This is a genomic window from Cytobacillus sp. IB215316, assembly GCF_033963865.1.
GTDB lineage: Bacteria > Bacillota > Bacilli > Bacillales > SM2101 > Nanhaiella > Nanhaiella sioensis.
In genome coordinates this window covers 737,995-754,087 of the sequence record NZ_JAXBMC010000001.1, presented here as the reverse complement: position 1 = coordinate 754,087, position 16,093 = coordinate 737,995, and the positions used below count along the sequence as shown (strand labels likewise).

Here is a 16,093-nt window from a genome sequence, read left to right as displayed (position 1 = left end):
ATCACACTGGAACAGTCATAGCAAGCATATTTTAGCTTAAAGACCACCTATTTCAGTCATTCCCAATAATTAGGTTATTTCATTTTTTCAAATAGCAACAATAAAAAAGACCCCTTATGGAGTCTTTGAATTATAGAATAATGGCTATTAATCCACCTGATCCTTCATTAATGATTCTTTCTAATGTTTCTTGTAATTTATATCTTGCATTCTCAGGCATTAAAGAAAGCTTCGCTTGAATCCCTTCTCTCACTAATGAACTTAACGACCTACCGAATATATCAGAATTCCAAATTGATAATGGATCTTCTTCAAAATCCTGCATTAGATATCGAACAAGCTCTTCACTTTGTTTTTCAGTACCTATGATTGGAGCAAATTCAGATTCGACATCTACTTTAATCATATGGATCGAAGGAGCTACAGCTTTCAATCTTACTCCAAATCTCGACCCTTGTCTAATTATTTCTGGCTCATCCAAGCTCATATCTGATAGAGCTGGTGCAGCAATCCCATAGCCAGTTTGTTTTACCATTTTAAGTGCATCAGCTACTTGGTCATATTCTGATTTTGCATAAGCAAAATCTTGCATCAATTGTAGTAAGTGATCTTTCCCTCGAATCTCAACTCCAACAACTTCTTTCAAAATTTGATCATATAGATCATCTGGGGCAAATAAATCAATTTCCGCAACACCTTGCCCCATTTCTATCCCAGCTAAACTTGCCTTATCAATAAAATCATATTCACTAAATTGACCTACAACGCGGTCAACATCTCTTAGCCTCTTTATATCCTTTACAGTATCTTTTACTGATTCCTGATAGCTTTCTCTTAACCAATGCTCATCTCTTAAAACCATTACCCAGCTCGGTAAATTTACGTTCACTTCAAGCACAGGAAATTCGTAAAGAGCTTCCCTCAACACATTATATACATCCGTATCTCTCATACTTTCTACGCTCATTGCTAATACAGGGATATCGTACTTCTCTGTTAGTTTTCTTCTAAGCTCTTCAGTTTCTGGATGATGCGGTCTAACCGTATTAATTACCATAATAAAAGGTTTACCTACCTCTTTTAACTCTTCCATAACCCTTTCTTCAGCTTCGATATAGTCCATTCTAGGAATCTCACCAATGGAACCATCGGTTGTTATGACGACGCCGATTGTAGAGTGCTCTTGAATAACTTTTCTAGTCCCTATTTCAGCCGCTTCATGGAATGGAATAGGTTCTTCATACCATGGCGTATTAATCATTCTTGGTCCATTCTCATCCTCATACCCTTTGGCTCCTGGTACAGTATAACCAACACAATCTACTAATCTAACATTTACATCAAGGCCTTCTTCGACATGTACTGATACCGCCTGATTTGGTACAAACTTCGGTTCAGTAGTCATAATTGTTTTCCCGGCTGCACTTTGTGGTAATTCGTCTTGTGCACGCGCTTTATCAGCTTCGTTACCAATATTAGGTAATACAACGAGTTCCATAAACTTTTTAATAAAAGTAGATTTTCCCGTCCTAACAGCACCTACCACACCTAAATAAATATCTCCACCAGTGCGTTCTGCGATATCTTTAAAAATATCTACCTTTTCCAAATGATTCCCTCCCGGTCTTAGAGTTCTTGGAATATATTTAATCCAGTTATTTGATAATAGGGGACATTATATGTTTATGATGTTGTCCTATTTATTTATGACTATTATGAACAATTTTTTTAATGGCATACAATGACCTAAACAAAGGATTACTAAAAAACCCTTCACTTAGATTGTATTCCTAAGTAAAGGGTTCATGACTTATTTATATAAAAAAATTGGTTCGCCATTTTTAGGATCAATTGTATAAGGCATCGAATACGCTGGCACAAATATTGACTGATCCACTAATATATGCCTAATATCTTCATCTTGGTTAAAAGAGTAGTCTTCCTCTTGTAATACTTTAAATAAATCTATTTTATAATCAACATAAACTTCTGTATCAGACGCTATGATTAATGGAAGATTGAGTCCTGAAAATGGACTGACTACAAACGGTGGCTCTTCATATCCTAATTTCCCATAATCCAGAGTAAAAACACCCTCATCAACTACTTCTTTATATGGAGGGTAACCATTTGATTGTCTATAGAACATTAAACGTGTATTTAATTCTCTAATTTGCTCCGCTATCCTTAAATCTAGAAGTTTTACCATTGGGTTTGTTTCAACATCTACAAGAACATATGAAAACACTCCACCGCTTTCATACGCTGTTCCTGGCGTTTCTGATAAATAACGTGGGACTAGCTTGTTAAAGTCGATTGGATACTTTTGATATATAGGAGTAGATGCCTCTCTCGTTTTTATCGGCAACAATCCTTGCTGGTCCTTTTGATAATTAACCACTGCTTCCTGAACATCTGATACTTGATTTTCGAGTGGGATTTGATTATTTTCCAAGTTAGCTTCAGGGTATAAACATCCCGATAGTAACATAAGAAGTAATAGTGTAACCCCACTGTTAATGAATAATTTCATTGTAAATCATTCCTTAATTTTATGTATATCTATTCACTTACAGGACCACTAAAAACAACAAAAAAGATAATAATACCTGCTAACACCATGAAACAATACGCAAAAAGTGCAACAATACCTTTCAACACACCTTTTAACTTAAATCTACTAAAATATATCGCTATAATAGCAAGAAACATAAAGCCCATAGCTGCAAGCGATATCCACATTTTAAACATCCCTGGTGACATTCTTAACTATCTCTCCTTTTTAAAACCATATTATATCTTACCACATGAAAATGTTATCAACAATGAGAAATCAGTAAGTTCTTTGGATATTAAGCACTCCTGTTGAAACCCATTAACTAAACGGCTCCTTTGCTTTGCGGAAAGGGTTGAGTGGCTGTGGTCGAAGTTGCAAAAGTTATACAATTAGCAACTTCGAGTCGTTGGATGACCACGATTAACGCCTCTACATATCTTAAATACAAGCTTTAGTTAAATTACAATCACAGCTTATCCTATTTCATCATCAGAAAATGCTGAAGTAAAGAGGGGCAGCTCTACTCCAGCATATGACAATGTAACCCATTTCGCTTAGCTCAAGCTCATATGGTCGTACGTTCCATTTTATGCGAAAATGAACTATGTTGTATCATCAACTGCCCATTTTTTATTACATTTAGCAATAAATATGTACCCTTTAGCTAATTATTATTAATACTTATGATATTTAAAAGCTCCTCCATCTCACCAGTTCTTGTTCGTTGCATGAGTGAATCAAGAGCTTCTTTTGCAGTTTTATCTTCAAACAGAACATCGTACAGCGCGTTTGTAATCGGCATTGTCACATCCATTTTGTTCGCAAGTTGATAGGCTGCTTTGGTCGTACGGACACCTTCAACGACCATACCTAAATTGTCTAATACCTCTGAAAGGCTTTCTCCCTTTCCAAGCATATGACCTGCTTTCCAATTTCTTGAATGAACACTTGTACAAGTTACAATTAAATCTCCAATCCCAGTTAAACCAGCAAATGTTAATGGATTTGCACCCATCGCACTACCTAAGCGGGTGATTTCAGCTAATCCTCGAGTAATTAGGGCAGCTTTCGCATTATCCCCATAGCCTAAACCATCAGTAATCCCGGCAGCAAGCGCAATGATATTCTTTAGTGCCCCACCAATTTCAACACCTAATAAATCTGGATTCGTGTAAACTCTAAAGTGTTGATTAATAAATATATCTTGAATATTTTCAGCTATATCCATATTTTTAGAAGTTACTGTTACAGTAGTTGGGTGACGTAAACTTACTTCCTCTGCGTGGCTTGGTCCAGAAAGAACTACAACGTCTGTCAAAAGACTTTCAGGGAGTTCTTGCTCTATTATTTCTGAAATTCTTAATAAAGTATCTGGTTCTATACCTTTACTTACTGAGACAATTGTAATCGGCTCAGAAATAATTTGTTTAACCTTTTTCAGCGTATCTCTTATCGCTTTCGTTGGAACCGCTAATACAACAGTCCTCACATCTTGTAAAGCTTCTGTTAAAGAGCTATATCCAATAATTTTTGGTGATAATTCAATCTCTGGTAAATACTGTGTATTCATATGGGCGGTATTTATTTCATCAATTTGCTTCTTATTTCTCCCCCAAATCCGTACATCATGACCATTATCAGCTAGTACCATTGCTAGAGCTGTTCCCCAACTTCCTGAACCTATTACTGCAATACTATCCATTTTTCCACACCCTTCTTGATTATCTCATAACTTTATGGATGTTTTACACTTTAATTGTTGCTATTCATACTAAGAAATATCTACGTATAAACCAAGTGTTCGTGGCATATTTGCTTATTCAAAAAATGATGTTAACTAAATAAATTCAATATTTTTTTAATTTAATACAATTTAAGTTATTAAGGGTAATCGGTGGATGATTTAAGGACTCGTAATATCCAATATTACCCTCTCCTTACGATCAAATGCTATAAACACTTACATTTCATACCCTATTTACGGGAACGTGCAAATATTTTTATAGGCGTCCCTTCAAAACCAAAAGCATCACGAATACGATTTTCTAAAAAACGTTCATACGAAAAATGCATTAACTCAGGGTCATTTACGAATATAGCAAAAGCAGGAGGCTTAACCGCTACTTGTGTAGCGTAGTAAATCTTCAAACGGCTGCCGTTACTAGTTGGTGTTGGATTCATCGCTACAGCATCCATAATTACATCATTTAAGATATTCGTTTGAACTCGTAGCGAGTGATTTTCGCTTGCCAAACCGATCATCGGAAGAAGCGTATGCATACGTTTCTTCGTTTTTGCAGATAAAAATACAATTGGTGCATAATCCAAGAATAAAAAGTGATCCCGAATTTTCTGTTCAAATTCACGCATCGTTTTTTCATCCTTATGAATTGTATCCCACTTATTCACTACTATCACAATGGCTCTTCCTGCATCGTGGGCATAGCCAGCGATTTTTTTATCCTGTTCTATGATTCCTTCTTCAGCATTGAGTACAACTAATACAACATCAGATCTGTCTATCGCTTTTAACGCTCGAAGCACACTATACTTTTCAGTGCTTTCATATACTTTCCCCTTTTTTCTCATCCCTGCTGTATCAATAATAACATAGTCTTGCCCATTGAACTGATATTCAGTATCAATTGCATCTCTTGTCGTTCCAGCTATATCACTTACAATTACACGATCTTCTCCTAAAATAGCGTTAACTAATGAAGATTTTCCAACATTCGGTCTACCTATAAGTGAAAACCTAATAATTTCATCATCATATTCTTCAACTAAATCTTTTGGGAAGTGAGCTGCGACAGCATCTAACATATCTCCTAACCCTAAGCCATGAGTACCTGAAATAGGAAATGGTTCACCGAAACCTAGTCCATAAAAATCATAAATTTGATCTCTCATTTCAGGATTATCTACTTTATTAACAGCTAAAACTACTGGTTTTTTAGATCGATATAATATTTTTGCTACTTCTTCATCTGATGCCGTGATGCCATCTCTACCATTTGTCATAAAAATGATAACATCTGCCTCTTCAATCGCAATTTCTGCTTGGTGACGGATTTGCTCTATAAAAGGCTCATCACCTATATCAATCCCACCTGTATCAATAATATTAAAATCAAAATTCAACCATTCAGCTGAGCTGTATATTCTATCTCGTGTTACTCCAGGTATATCTTCGACAATAGAAATCCGCTCGCCTGCTAATCGGTTAAAAATTGTTGATTTCCCTACATTTGGTCTACCTACAATTGCAACAACTGGTTTAGTCATAGTTTTGTCAACCTCTCTCTGTTATCTATATTAAGAATATGAATGTCGTATTTGAATCAAAGTGCTTTTATATCAATCATATATATAATAAAGAAGTAATGCTAATAAATAAACCCTTCAATAATGAAGGGTTTAACTTTTATATATTATCAGAAAACCAACAACAGGACAAACCCCTTAGTGAACTTGAACAAGTTAAAAAGTACATTCTTCAAGATTGAAAGCTCTCTCGATAATAAATACCATCTGTATAACTAGAACACAAGGGCTAATACAGCATCTTATTTTAATGTTTTACAATGATATATAAATCATCGCTCAAACCATGTGCAATTCCGTCTAAAATTGCTTCCAGATTTGCCGCAACCTTTTCCATTTCTGCTGTACTATCACAAGTAAACGTAGGGGCTCCTCCTGCTACCTTATTACTTTTTGTAGTAATTACTGCAAGAATATACTTTTCGAGATTCATTTAAGCTCACGCCCCTTTTCATTAGCTTTAGATTCTGTAGGCATACGAATTGCACTTTCTAATGTAGGTACTTCACCGATGATCTCCCTTGCTTTTACTACGTCTTTTTCCTGTGGTAAAATAAAAATGCCAACCCTACCATCATCTAAATCTCGTTTTGCTAAAGGAATGAGCGCAGGTGTACCAGAATCTCTATATACACCCAATGCGGTAGATATATCATGGAGAATCGCTTGGCGTTGTCCTAAATTCGCGATCGTTGAACGGGCATCGAAATTTTTAGGAGATAAAATAAAACCCATTCCGTATTGTAGTACCTCTTCTTGTCTCTTTGGTAACCCGATATTCATAATATAGATATCATCTACATACAATCCACTTCCATCAAATCGAGGCTCAACATATTCCACACTTACTATTTCCTTTAATTTTCCACCAGTCATCAACTTTCTTGATAACCCAATTGCGATAAACCCAACTATTGTTCCAGCCAACATCCCAAACGCTAAATAGGTTAATGTTGCAATGAGCGAAGTAAAAATAACTAAATAATTGCGACCTTCAAAAGCAATTGCTATTCCTTCAATATAAGTACTACCTCTTGGAACTAGTTCATATTGATCTAGTTCATTTAATGTATTTCTTTCCATATTCCTTACTTCCCGAAATTGTGATGCAGCTAATGCTAAAAAAGTAATTGCAGAAAAATCTTCTTCCATAATGGCAGGTACAGCAATTGTTCCTAAACCTGCAGCGATAAACCCAAGAGCTATATGAATAATCTTGCCATGAAGGTATGTCGGATATTGCCTATAATCTGTACGAAGCATATATAAACGTGCAATAGTACCAAAAATGACACCAAATAAAATAGGATACGTATATTCATTCATCTTAGCCTTGTTTCTCCTTTATGTTTTTATGAATTAACAGATCAAAATATTTTGTAAAATATTCAAACGCAGCCCAACTCATAATTAAAAATAACCCTATGGAGACTACATCTAGAAAATTAAGTGAACCAATCTCATAATAAAAGTTAAATCTCTGTAAAATGATAAAGTATAATAACTCACCGTGACATAATCCGGTTACAAATAAAACCACTCTATCTTTTGCATTTTTAGCAAGCATAAAAGTGACATATACTAATGGGATAGATAGCATCCACTTTCGATCAAATAAAACCCAAACGGGATCAAACAACTCAAATAAATGAAAGCTAACATAAGCAAATGTAATGGTAATCATTGAAATAAACGTATATATTTGTTGGTTCCAGCGCTTTTTAGATATGACTGCATAACATACGACTAGTAACATTACATAACTATATGACACAGACATGCTGTCATTTTTTAACGTACTTACCGAAAGTATGATTGTTAATAATGCAACTATCGCTATCATTAATCTCTTCGTACTCTTATTTAGACAAAAAGTTGCTATAACCCACAAAGACCAAAAGAACCAATAAAAAAATTGTCCCTCCACGACCAATTCTCCCTTCATAACCATTATTGCTACAAAACAAAAAATTTAATCCAATTAAATGAAAAACATCATGAATAGATAGCTTTATTAAAACGAATATTAGAATTATCTTGTTAACAACTTGTGTTCTTTAAAAACAAACAACTTGGAGGTTATTGAATGGGAAAAGATCGACAGGAAAAAAAACTGCAAAAAAAGAAGCAAACTGAATCTGATAGAGATCAAGCTCTACATTACCGTGGTGCAACAGAGCTTGAGAGTCCTAGTCAAGCTAGATTACGCAATGGGCAAGAACAGTAACACCTGAGTTTTTGTTGTTTTCTAAAGGTAGCTACAGAAAGACGATTGCATAAAACTCATTTAGCCGTTGTAATTTAATCGAACAAACTAAAACATCCTTATAAAAAGGATGTTTTCGCAATGATTGTTATTTTCGTATTAAGATATAAATACGTACGGAACTAGATTTCGGGGCGCCTTTTCTAAAAACGATGACATACGCATTAAACCAGTTGTTGCGATAAAAAAGAACCTGACACTATTGAGTAGATAGTGTCAGGTTCTTATCTTTTACTATATTGACTTATATTAATTCCTCTTTGACATAGCCATTGATACGTATCCCCATTAATGACTAAAGGGCTATGTTGAAGTTCTGGAATCGTTCTCGTACCTAAAGCTGTCATAATTATCTTTAAATGATCTTTAAGCTTCGTAATCTCATCGATTAAGCCGTGTAAACCATGGTTAGTTAATATTGATAAAAAGTAACCAGCAAAAGCAGTTACATTTGCTCCGAGCGCAATTGCCTTGGCCACATCTAAAGCATTTTGTATGCCACCAGACGCTACGATTGAAAGTTCAGATTGGCTAGCTCGCACCTCACAAATAGAAGCAGCTGTTGGAATCCCCCAATTATCAAAGTAACTTAAAGTGTCTATGCGCCTCTTATTTTCAATCTTAGAAAAGTTAGTTCCTCCGTATCCACCTACGTCAATGATTTTCACACCAATATCAAACAACTGTTGAGCTGTTTCTTTACTTATACCGAAGCCAACTTCTTTAACTAAAACAGGAACCTCTAATCCATGTACGATTTTTTCAATTCTATGTAACGCACTTGTAAAGTCACGATCACCTTCAGGCATAATTAGCTCTTGGATTACATTTAAGTGTATTTGTAAGCCATTAGCCTCGATCATTTCAACTACTCGCTGTGCATCCTGCACCGTAGCTTCACTACCGATATTTGCGAAGACAATCCCATTCGGATTTACCTTTCTAATGATTTGAAACGATTCTTTTTCAGCTGGATCTTTAAGTGCTGACATTCCTGAGCCAACACCCATGGCAACATTACATTCATTAGCAGCTATAGCCAGGCTTTTATTTATCTTTGTCGTTTCCTCTCCACCACCACCAGTCATTCCATTGATAAAAATAGGCGAACTTAACTTAAGTTCGCCTAATTCTGTACTAACATCAATATTGTCTAATGCTATATTTGGTAAGCTCTGGTGGACAAACTGGACATCATCGAAACCATTATTTCGCTTCTGCCCTGTTTCAAGTGCAAACAATATATGCTCTTGCTTCCTTTTTGCTCTACTCAAATCCATCACCATTATTTAAATTCGTTTAGTTTATCACCAATGACTTCGCCTAACTGAAACCCTGTATTTTCCTCTAAAGCTTGATAATTACTTTCTACTTCTTCTTTCACATTTTCCTCAAGTTCTTTAATACTTAACGAAATTCGTTTTTCAGCTTCGTTAACATCTAATACCTTCACTTTAACGCTTTGGTCTTCCTTCAACACTTCATGAGGTGTTCCTATATGAGAGTTTGATATTTGAGAAATATGAACGAGCCCCTCTACTCCTGGTAACACCTCTACAAATGCTCCAAATGATACTAGTCTCTTAACCGTTCCTTCAAGAATATCACCAGCTTTTAACTTATCAGAAATGTTTGACCATGGGCCAGGCAAAGTTTCTTTTATTGACAGGGATATACGTTCATTATCTCGATCAACAGCCAATATTTTCACATTAACCTCTTGACCTACTTCAACGACCTCTGCCGGCTGTTCTACTCTATTGTGTGAGAGTTGTGAAATATGTACAAGACCATCAACTCCACCAATATCAACAAAAACCCCAAAGTTCGTTAATCTTTGGACTGTTCCCTCTAACACTTGACCTTCGGTTAAAGTATTTAGTAGTTGTTGTTTTTTCGTTTCTATTTCTTCTTCAACGACAGCTCTGTGTGACAAAATAACTCTATTTTTATCTCTATCTAACTCGACTACTTTAAATGTTAATTGCTTACCCTTATATTCCGTGAAATCATCTACATAAAATTTTTCCACAAGAGATGCTGGAATAAATCCTCTTACGCCAATATCTACAACTAGTCCACCTTTTACAACGTCTTTTACTTCTGCCTCAATAATTTCACCAGATTCAAATTTTTGTTGTAAATCATCCCATGCTTGATCAGCATCAATTTCTTTTTTAGACAAAATTAATGCATCTTCTTCTACTTTCTTAACCTTTACTGTTAACATATCATCAACTGAAACTACATCACTTGCTTTTTCTACATGTAAACTAGATAGTTCACTTATTGGAATGATACCACTTAGTTTACTACCTTCTACATCAATATATACTTGCTTTTCTTCTACCTTTGTGATTTGCCCTTTTACTACATCGCCAACTTCAAAGGTTGTTACTTCCACTTGATTCAAATCCTCAGTCATCTCTATTTACCTCCTTAATTCCCCAACAACAGCTTTAAAAGTTCTTTTTAATAACTTCTTACAAATAAAACCTTTTGTCAAGTGTTAACTTGCTTTAACATCGTAATTTTCAAGAATTTCACCAATGGCATTCATAATTACATCGGTCACTTCACTTGCTGATGCTTTTTGTTTACGCATCTCAGTAATATCAACAGGCCGCCCATAAACCACATAAAGCTTACGAAATGGTTTATAAGGTCCAATGATCGCACATGGTACTACAAGTGCATTTGATCGGAGTGCAAAGAACCCAACGCCAGCTAAACCTTTACCGAGATTTCCTTCTTTATTTCTAGTGCCTTCAGGAAATATTCCTAATGCTTTATTATCATTTAATATTGCTAAGCCATTCCTAATAGCGCTCCTGTCACCCATGCCACGCTTTACTGGAAAAGCATTTAAATTGCTAATCGCTGTTTTTAATATTGGCACTCGAAAAAGTTCTTCTTTTGCCATAAAATGAATAGGTCTAGTTGAAGTAATGCCAACAACGGGTGGATCTAATACAGATATGTGGTTTGAACAAATTAATACTGATCCTTCTTTAGGGATATTTTCTGATCCGATAATTTTTATGCGAAATAACGGCTTTAATATCCCCCAAACAATATTTTTTGCTATTGTATAAAAAGCCAACCTTATCAAATCCTCTCTTTAACGATATCCATAATCATATTAACAACCTCAAGGATCGAATACGATGTTGTGTCTATCTCTATCGCATCAGGAGCTTTTTTCAAAGGTGCAATCTCACGCTCGGAATCAAGTTTATCCCTTAATTCTATATCATTCATTATTTGTTCGATGTTTGAATCATAACCTTTATTAATATTTTCTTCATGGCGTCTTTTCGCTCTTTCTTCAACAGATGCTAATAAAAATACTTTTACCTCAGCATCAGGAAGTACATGAGTACCGATGTCCCTTCCATCCATAACCACGCCGCCGTTTTGAGCAAATCGTTGTTGCCTAAGTACCATTTCTTCTCGAACGAGTTTATGTTTAGCTACTATTGATACTTGATTTGAAATATCATCTGTGCGAATTTCTTCTGTAACATTTTTTCCATTCATAAAAACAATTTGTCCGTCTATTGATGGCTTTAATTGAATATCCGTATCTTTTAATAAATGAATTAAGACTTTTTCATCCTCAAGATTAAGTTTGTTCAGCAACGCATTATACGTAATAGTTCTATACATTGCACCTGTATCAATATAAATATAGGATAATTGCTCTGCTATAATTTTTGCAACTGTACTTTTTCCTGCGGCTGCTGGACCGTCAATCGCTATTGAAATCAGTTTTTTCATGATGCCTCCTACAACTAATTACAAAGATAAATAAAAAGCGCTCATTAATACAAGAAAATTAACATGCTACAGATCAAAAAAAACATGAAAATCTCCTTTTCACACATAAGCGCAGAGTATATCTTTAATAAAATTCCCTCTATATTGTAACATACACTGACCTACTGGTCGAACGTTTCAAGCACAATTGTAAAGTTATTTTTTTGCACTCCCTCATAGTCAACCAATTTGGATATATATGGCTTTACATCATTGTGAGCTAATAAACTTTGAGCTATGATTAAAAAAATAACTTGAATGATGACTAGCTTCATGATAATACCTTCAAATCTTTTCAATTTAAACACTCCGTTTTTAATTATTGTGCTAAAAAACAGAGTAAATTATGCAATCAACATTTTTATATGGCTGTTTTTGTATTAATTGTTACTTTTCGTAATTAGAAATAGTTCCGTATAAACCAAGCATTCGTTGTATTTTTTCTCTTCTAAAATAATATAAACTGGTTCTAGATTCTCAATAACAACAAATTTCCTACATGAGCCTTTAATATAAACGCTCAAATTAAAAGAAAATAACTAAAATTATCTTTTCCTCATGGCTACTTGCTGTTCAAAGCAGTATTTAATCAGCATTTGGCGTTCGGTTTCTTTCATGTCAAGAAAATTAATTGTCGCTTTTTTTCTGTCATTATCATCCTCTCCAACTACCCGAATGACATTACAAGGAATTTTCAAATATTTATACTCTCCTGACTGGTAAGGAAGAACAAACCATACTGACATTTCTGTATCAGGTGCAACCTCTACACCTTGAGGCATAATCAAGGCTGCTCCACCTGCACTTAAATCACTCGTAACAGTTAAAAAAGGAGGAAAATCATCATACTTAGGATGTACCGCAACATCGACAGAAGTCTCAATTCTAACAAATTGTCTTCTTTGTATCTTTACAAACTTGTCCTTTGCTGGCTTTTCTAACGTAATCATAGGAATTTGTTGTTTAGTTTTGCCAGTAATATGTGTTTTAAATGTATAAACTTGCTGATCTTTTCTTATGTATTTAGCATTAAAGTGAGTACCGATCGTAAAAAATGCTGATTTTCCTGTTGACGTATTAATCGGATAATCAATATAGATGTTTTTTTTATTCAACTCAACAATTCTACATTTATATGTATCTGTCTGTTCATCACTTGTTTGAGAAAGTATAATCGTATCCCCTACTTTCAACATCTAAACCACTCCTATGTAATTAATCAAACCAAAAATTCACTAAAATATGTTAATATATTAATACTATTAAATCATGAAACAACGAAAAAGAACAGCATTAAAGCTGTTCGTAGATTGGCTCTGTATTTTTTAGTTTTTCAACTTTTTCTTCGAAACCATTTTCTGCGTTTATGAAGATTCGATAAGTATCTGAGTCGATCGTACCTATAAACTCAAAGCACAAAACTTCCTCTCCTAAGTTATTTACAATGATCGCCTGTCTCTCTTCCATTATTGTTACATCAGGGTTTATATTCTCTTTTGCCTTTTCTACTGTTAATGTTGCTTGTGGGATGTCCCTATCCCTCTTAGCCGTTAAATAATCCCGAGCAGAGAATCCAATAATATTCCCTTTATCTAGGGCTACTTTCATATTTATTGAATCAGGATAAATTCTTACACCATCCATCTCGGTAACAAACGTAAACACTCCTATATTTGCATATTGAGCACTCTCAAAAAGCTGCTGGTTTTCAAACTTATTCTTTTTTAAAAATGTAGCTGCTTTATTAGCTGCATCATTTAAGCTTACTTGTTGTTCTTTAATCTCTCGGTCCTGAATCACCCAAATAGGGTAGCCCCCTTTTTTAGTTATGTCCATATACGTATTAGCTTTATTTTTGTTATCCTGGATTGTTAAGCTATAAAAATCATAGTTTGAACCGTCAGCATTTTCACTAATCTTTATTTTCTCATCTCCCTTTAATCCAAGAAAGTCAATCGCAATTTTTTGAGCTTTGGCTTCATCAATCTTTTCACCTTTTATTTGCTCTAAGCCTTCATTTTTCATATTTAAACTCGTAAATGTTGGTCCCATATTTGTTTCCGAATAGCCTTCGACGTTTTTTTCTACTGTCTTAAACCCATCTATAATCGTATTATCCATTTGCTCGTCGCCGGTAGACAATGCTAATTCAACATCCATCCACCGTAAGTTATTTTCTAACACAAGGTATTGTACTTTTCTTAGCTCATTTTGAATCTCAGCAGCATTTCCATAAAGCACTTTTAATGTCTCATATTCGTCCTTTGATAATGGCTGATTATTTAAATCTCTAATCGCAGTTCGATAGCTAAATTCACCAATCTTTGATAAAAATTCTTCCGTTTTATTAAAAGGTAATAACGTCAAAGGTAATTGCCCTACATCTGAATGTGCTTCTGATGTAATTCTCCATACTTCCGCTAGTGCAGGAGAAAGCGATAAAGGAGAATTCATAGCTAATGTTGTTCCTATCTTATCTTGTAGCAAATCAAGTTGAAAAGTTAAGTCATGAAATGCACGTTGATAATTATTTTCTGCCTGAATTAATATTGCGTTTTTTTCTCTATGTTCCTGATACCCCCAGTACGATACACTCGCTACACCTAATGTTAATATTCCTATTATTATTCCTCTAATCAAAATATCCCGCCTCTCTACTTACAAAACATATGTTTACCAATTTTTTTGATTTGTGGACGGGTCCAAATCCATTCACTTGTTGCTGTATCTGGGTTAAAATAATAAAGTGCATTTTCTGAAGGATCCCATCCATTTATTGCGTCTAAAACAGCTTCTTTCGCTTTTTCATTAGGTGTTAACCATATTTGACCGTCAGCAACTGCTGTAAATGCTCTAGGTTCAAATATGACACCTGAGACTGTATTTGGAAAGGAACTGCTTTCTACTCGATTTAAAATGACTGCGGCCACTGCTACTTGCCCGATATATTCCTCTCCTCGAGATTCTCCATATACTGCATTCGCCATGAGTTGAATATCATTTTGCGAGTAACCGCTTGGAATATTCATTGCAGTTGACTTTTTAGGTGCCGTTCCTTTTTGCGATTTCTTCGCTGGTTTAGACTCTTTTTGCTGCTTTTTTTGTTTTACTTGCTTTTCTAAATCAACGTTTCCATAATGAGTAAAATGATTTCCTTTATTAATTTGTTCATAAACAAAATCTTTATTAAATTTTGAGGCATTAGCTAGCTTATCTTTTGTACTAGGTCCTGCTATACCATCGACTGGTAATCCAAACTCAGATTGAAATTCACGTACAGCCCAATATGTGCCCCATCCAAATACTCCATCTATTTTCCCCTTAAAAAAACCTATGAATTGTAAGCGAGATTGCAATTCTATAACGTCGTCACCGACAGCACCTTTTTGTATGACTTGATTACTAAAAGCATTTGTGACGATCGGTGAAGTGTTTGTAAGCATGAGACAAGTAAATGTTAGGGCAAGTAAAAATACTTTATTACATAATTTTTTGTCCATTCTGTTAACCTCCAACTCTTTTCACATACTACAATTTCAACTATTAGATTTCCGTAGACATAGACTTTTTATTCAGAGATTGTTTTTGCTTAGATTGTCGTCATATGCAGATTTAATAAAAAGAAACTAGCTTTCATGGCATCTATTCTTCTTTAAAACAGTGCAATGAGGTTGTTCTTGCAAAGAAAAATATTAAAATACTTTTAAAGTGTGTTCACGATGAAAAATTTATCTTGTTAACATTCGTTTTCACTTTACTGGGTAAAAGGTATGATGTAGGAATACCTCAGCACGAGTTGCATGGCAGCTACTGATGTTCTTGGATTTCCATAATAACGTTGAACACTAGCTTGTCATGCTGTGAATGAAAGGATTTTCATTGCATAAATTGTCGATTTACAAGCTTTTCTAATATCTCAAAAAAGCTAAATGACACCTTCTTTTACGAGCCGCTGATTGTTGTATAGTCAGTCATAAGAAAAAGGTTCTTCTTCGTCAACTTTATGACTTTTTTCACTTTTATTGCAGGAACTGATGTGTAATAGATCATTTTTATAGTATTTAGAGAAGAAACGTTGAATTTCTGTATTTAGGTCTCATGAAGAAAAGCTACAAATCATTCGAAAA

Annotated in this window: 17 protein-coding genes; 1 reads left to right on the top strand and 16 read right to left on the bottom strand. The window is 34.7% G+C overall.

Features of this window, described 5'->3' with window-relative positions:
- Positions 1-130 precede the first annotated feature (130 nt).
- The 8 genes from spoIVA to SLH48_RS03550 all read right to left on the bottom strand — a co-directional run bounded on the left by spoIVA (position 131) and on the right by SLH48_RS03550 (position 7,808).
- On the bottom strand, positions 131-1,609 hold the full coding sequence (spoIVA, locus tag SLH48_RS03585; protein WP_214480050.1) for a stage IV sporulation protein A: 1,479 nt from the start codon (positions 1,607-1,609) through the stop codon (positions 131-133).
- Positions 1,610-1,810: 201 nt separating this feature from the next.
- Complete coding sequence (locus SLH48_RS03580; protein ID WP_320257037.1) at positions 1,811-2,533, bottom strand: hypothetical protein; 723 nt, start codon at positions 2,531-2,533, stop codon at positions 1,811-1,813.
- A 29-nt stretch (positions 2,534-2,562) separates the two neighbouring features.
- Complete coding sequence (locus SLH48_RS03575) at positions 2,563-2,763, bottom strand: DUF2768 domain-containing protein (RefSeq protein ID WP_214480052.1); 201 nt, start codon at positions 2,761-2,763, stop codon at positions 2,563-2,565.
- Positions 2,764-3,221: 458 nt separating this feature from the next.
- Complete coding sequence (locus tag SLH48_RS03570) at positions 3,222-4,259, bottom strand: NAD(P)H-dependent glycerol-3-phosphate dehydrogenase (RefSeq protein ID WP_320257034.1); 1,038 nt, start codon at positions 4,257-4,259, stop codon at positions 3,222-3,224.
- A 272-nt stretch (positions 4,260-4,531) separates the two neighbouring features.
- A complete protein-coding gene (der, locus tag SLH48_RS03565; protein ID WP_320257033.1) occupies positions 4,532-5,842 on the bottom strand; it encodes a ribosome biogenesis GTPase Der in 1,311 nt (436 codons plus the stop codon).
- A 286-nt stretch (positions 5,843-6,128) separates the two neighbouring features.
- Positions 6,129-6,314 (bottom strand): capping complex subunit for YIEGIA, encoded by a 186-nt coding sequence (locus tag SLH48_RS03560; RefSeq protein ID WP_214480055.1) that lies wholly within the window; start codon positions 6,312-6,314, stop codon positions 6,129-6,131.
- On the bottom strand, positions 6,311-7,207 hold the full coding sequence (locus SLH48_RS03555; RefSeq protein WP_214480056.1) for a YIEGIA family protein: 897 nt from the start codon (positions 7,205-7,207) through the stop codon (positions 6,311-6,313). Before SLH48_RS03555 ends, SLH48_RS03560 begins: the two co-directional genes overlap by 4 nt.
- Position 7,208: 1 nt before the next feature.
- A complete protein-coding gene (locus tag SLH48_RS03550; protein ID WP_214480057.1) occupies positions 7,209-7,808 on the bottom strand; it encodes a hypothetical protein in 600 nt (199 codons plus the stop codon).
- 159 nt (positions 7,809-7,967) lie between these two features.
- Here SLH48_RS03550 and SLH48_RS03545 point away from each other — a divergent pair, with 159 nt between their 5' ends.
- Complete coding sequence (locus SLH48_RS03545) at positions 7,968-8,108, top strand: YpzI family protein (protein ID WP_320208493.1); 141 nt, start codon at positions 7,968-7,970, stop codon at positions 8,106-8,108.
- Between the two features lie 263 nt (positions 8,109-8,371).
- Here the strand turns inward: SLH48_RS03545 and fni are convergent, their stop codons facing one another.
- The 8 genes from fni to sleB all read right to left on the bottom strand — a co-directional run bounded on the left by fni (position 8,372) and on the right by sleB (position 15,409).
- Positions 8,372-9,421, bottom strand: a complete 1,050-nt coding sequence (fni, locus tag SLH48_RS03540; RefSeq protein ID WP_320257032.1) for a type 2 isopentenyl-diphosphate Delta-isomerase — start codon at positions 9,419-9,421, stop codon at positions 8,372-8,374.
- An 11-nt stretch (positions 9,422-9,432) separates the two neighbouring features.
- Positions 9,433-10,572, bottom strand: a complete 1,140-nt coding sequence (rpsA, locus tag SLH48_RS03535; RefSeq protein ID WP_320257031.1) for a 30S ribosomal protein S1 — start codon at positions 10,570-10,572, stop codon at positions 9,433-9,435.
- Between the two features lie 84 nt (positions 10,573-10,656).
- Positions 10,657-11,250: a lysophospholipid acyltransferase family protein gene (locus SLH48_RS03530; protein WP_214480060.1), complete on the bottom strand. Its 594-nt coding sequence runs from the start codon at positions 11,248-11,250 to the stop codon at positions 10,657-10,659.
- Between the two features lie 5 nt (positions 11,251-11,255).
- A complete protein-coding gene (gene cmk, locus SLH48_RS03525; RefSeq protein WP_320257030.1) occupies positions 11,256-11,927 on the bottom strand; it encodes a (d)CMP kinase in 672 nt (223 codons plus the stop codon).
- A gap of 161 nt (positions 11,928-12,088) precedes the next feature.
- Positions 12,089-12,274, bottom strand: coding sequence for a YpfB family protein (locus SLH48_RS03520; protein WP_320208488.1), 186 nt, complete (start codon positions 12,272-12,274; stop codon positions 12,089-12,091).
- Between the two features lie 237 nt (positions 12,275-12,511).
- Positions 12,512-13,162, bottom strand: a complete 651-nt coding sequence (locus SLH48_RS03515) for a flagellar brake protein (protein WP_320257029.1) — start codon at positions 13,160-13,162, stop codon at positions 12,512-12,514.
- Positions 13,163-13,259: 97 nt separating this feature from the next.
- The gene (gene ypeB, locus SLH48_RS03510; protein ID WP_320257028.1) at positions 13,260-14,606 is read right to left on the bottom strand and encodes a germination protein YpeB; all 1,347 of its coding nucleotides are present in this window, start codon (positions 14,604-14,606) and stop codon (positions 13,260-13,262) included.
- A 14-nt stretch (positions 14,607-14,620) separates the two neighbouring features.
- The gene (gene sleB / locus SLH48_RS03505; protein WP_250886450.1) at positions 14,621-15,409 is read right to left on the bottom strand and encodes a spore cortex-lytic enzyme; all 789 of its coding nucleotides are present in this window, start codon (positions 15,407-15,409) and stop codon (positions 14,621-14,623) included.
- Positions 15,410-16,093: the final 684 nt, after the last annotated feature.

Excerpts from the sequence above, each read along its gene's own strand:
- rpsA (WP_320257031.1), bottom strand. The coding sequence starts at position 10,572 with ATGACTGAGGATTTGAATCAAGTGGAAGTAACAACCTTTGAAGTTGGC.
- SLH48_RS03580 (WP_320257037.1), bottom strand. The coding sequence starts at position 2,533 with ATGAAATTATTCATTAACAGTGGGGTTACACTATTACTTCTTATGTTA.
- SLH48_RS03575 (WP_214480052.1), bottom strand. The coding sequence starts at position 2,763 with ATGTCACCAGGGATGTTTAAAATGTGGATATCGCTTGCAGCTATGGGC.
- SLH48_RS03570 (WP_320257034.1), bottom strand. The coding sequence starts at position 4,259 with ATGGATAGTATTGCAGTAATAGGTTCAGGAAGTTGGGGAACAGCTCTA.
- der (WP_320257033.1), bottom strand. The coding sequence starts at position 5,842 with ATGACTAAACCAGTTGTTGCAATTGTAGGTAGACCAAATGTAGGGAAA.
- cmk (WP_320257030.1), bottom strand. The coding sequence starts at position 11,927 with ATGAAAAAACTGATTTCAATAGCGATTGACGGTCCAGCAGCCGCAGGA.
- sleB (WP_250886450.1), bottom strand. The coding sequence starts at position 15,409 with ATGCTTACAAACACTTCACCGATCGTCACAAATGCTTTTAGTAATCAA.
- SLH48_RS03515 (WP_320257029.1), bottom strand. The coding sequence starts at position 13,162 with ATGTTGAAAGTAGGGGATACGATTATACTTTCTCAAACAAGTGATGAA.
- SLH48_RS03555 (WP_214480056.1), bottom strand. The coding sequence starts at position 7,207 with ATGAATGAATATACGTATCCTATTTTATTTGGTGTCATTTTTGGTACT.
- SLH48_RS03545 (WP_320208493.1), top strand. The coding sequence starts at position 7,968 with ATGGGAAAAGATCGACAGGAAAAAAAACTGCAAAAAAAGAAGCAAACT.
- SLH48_RS03560 (WP_214480055.1), bottom strand. The coding sequence starts at position 6,314 with ATGAATCTCGAAAAGTATATTCTTGCAGTAATTACTACAAAAAGTAAT.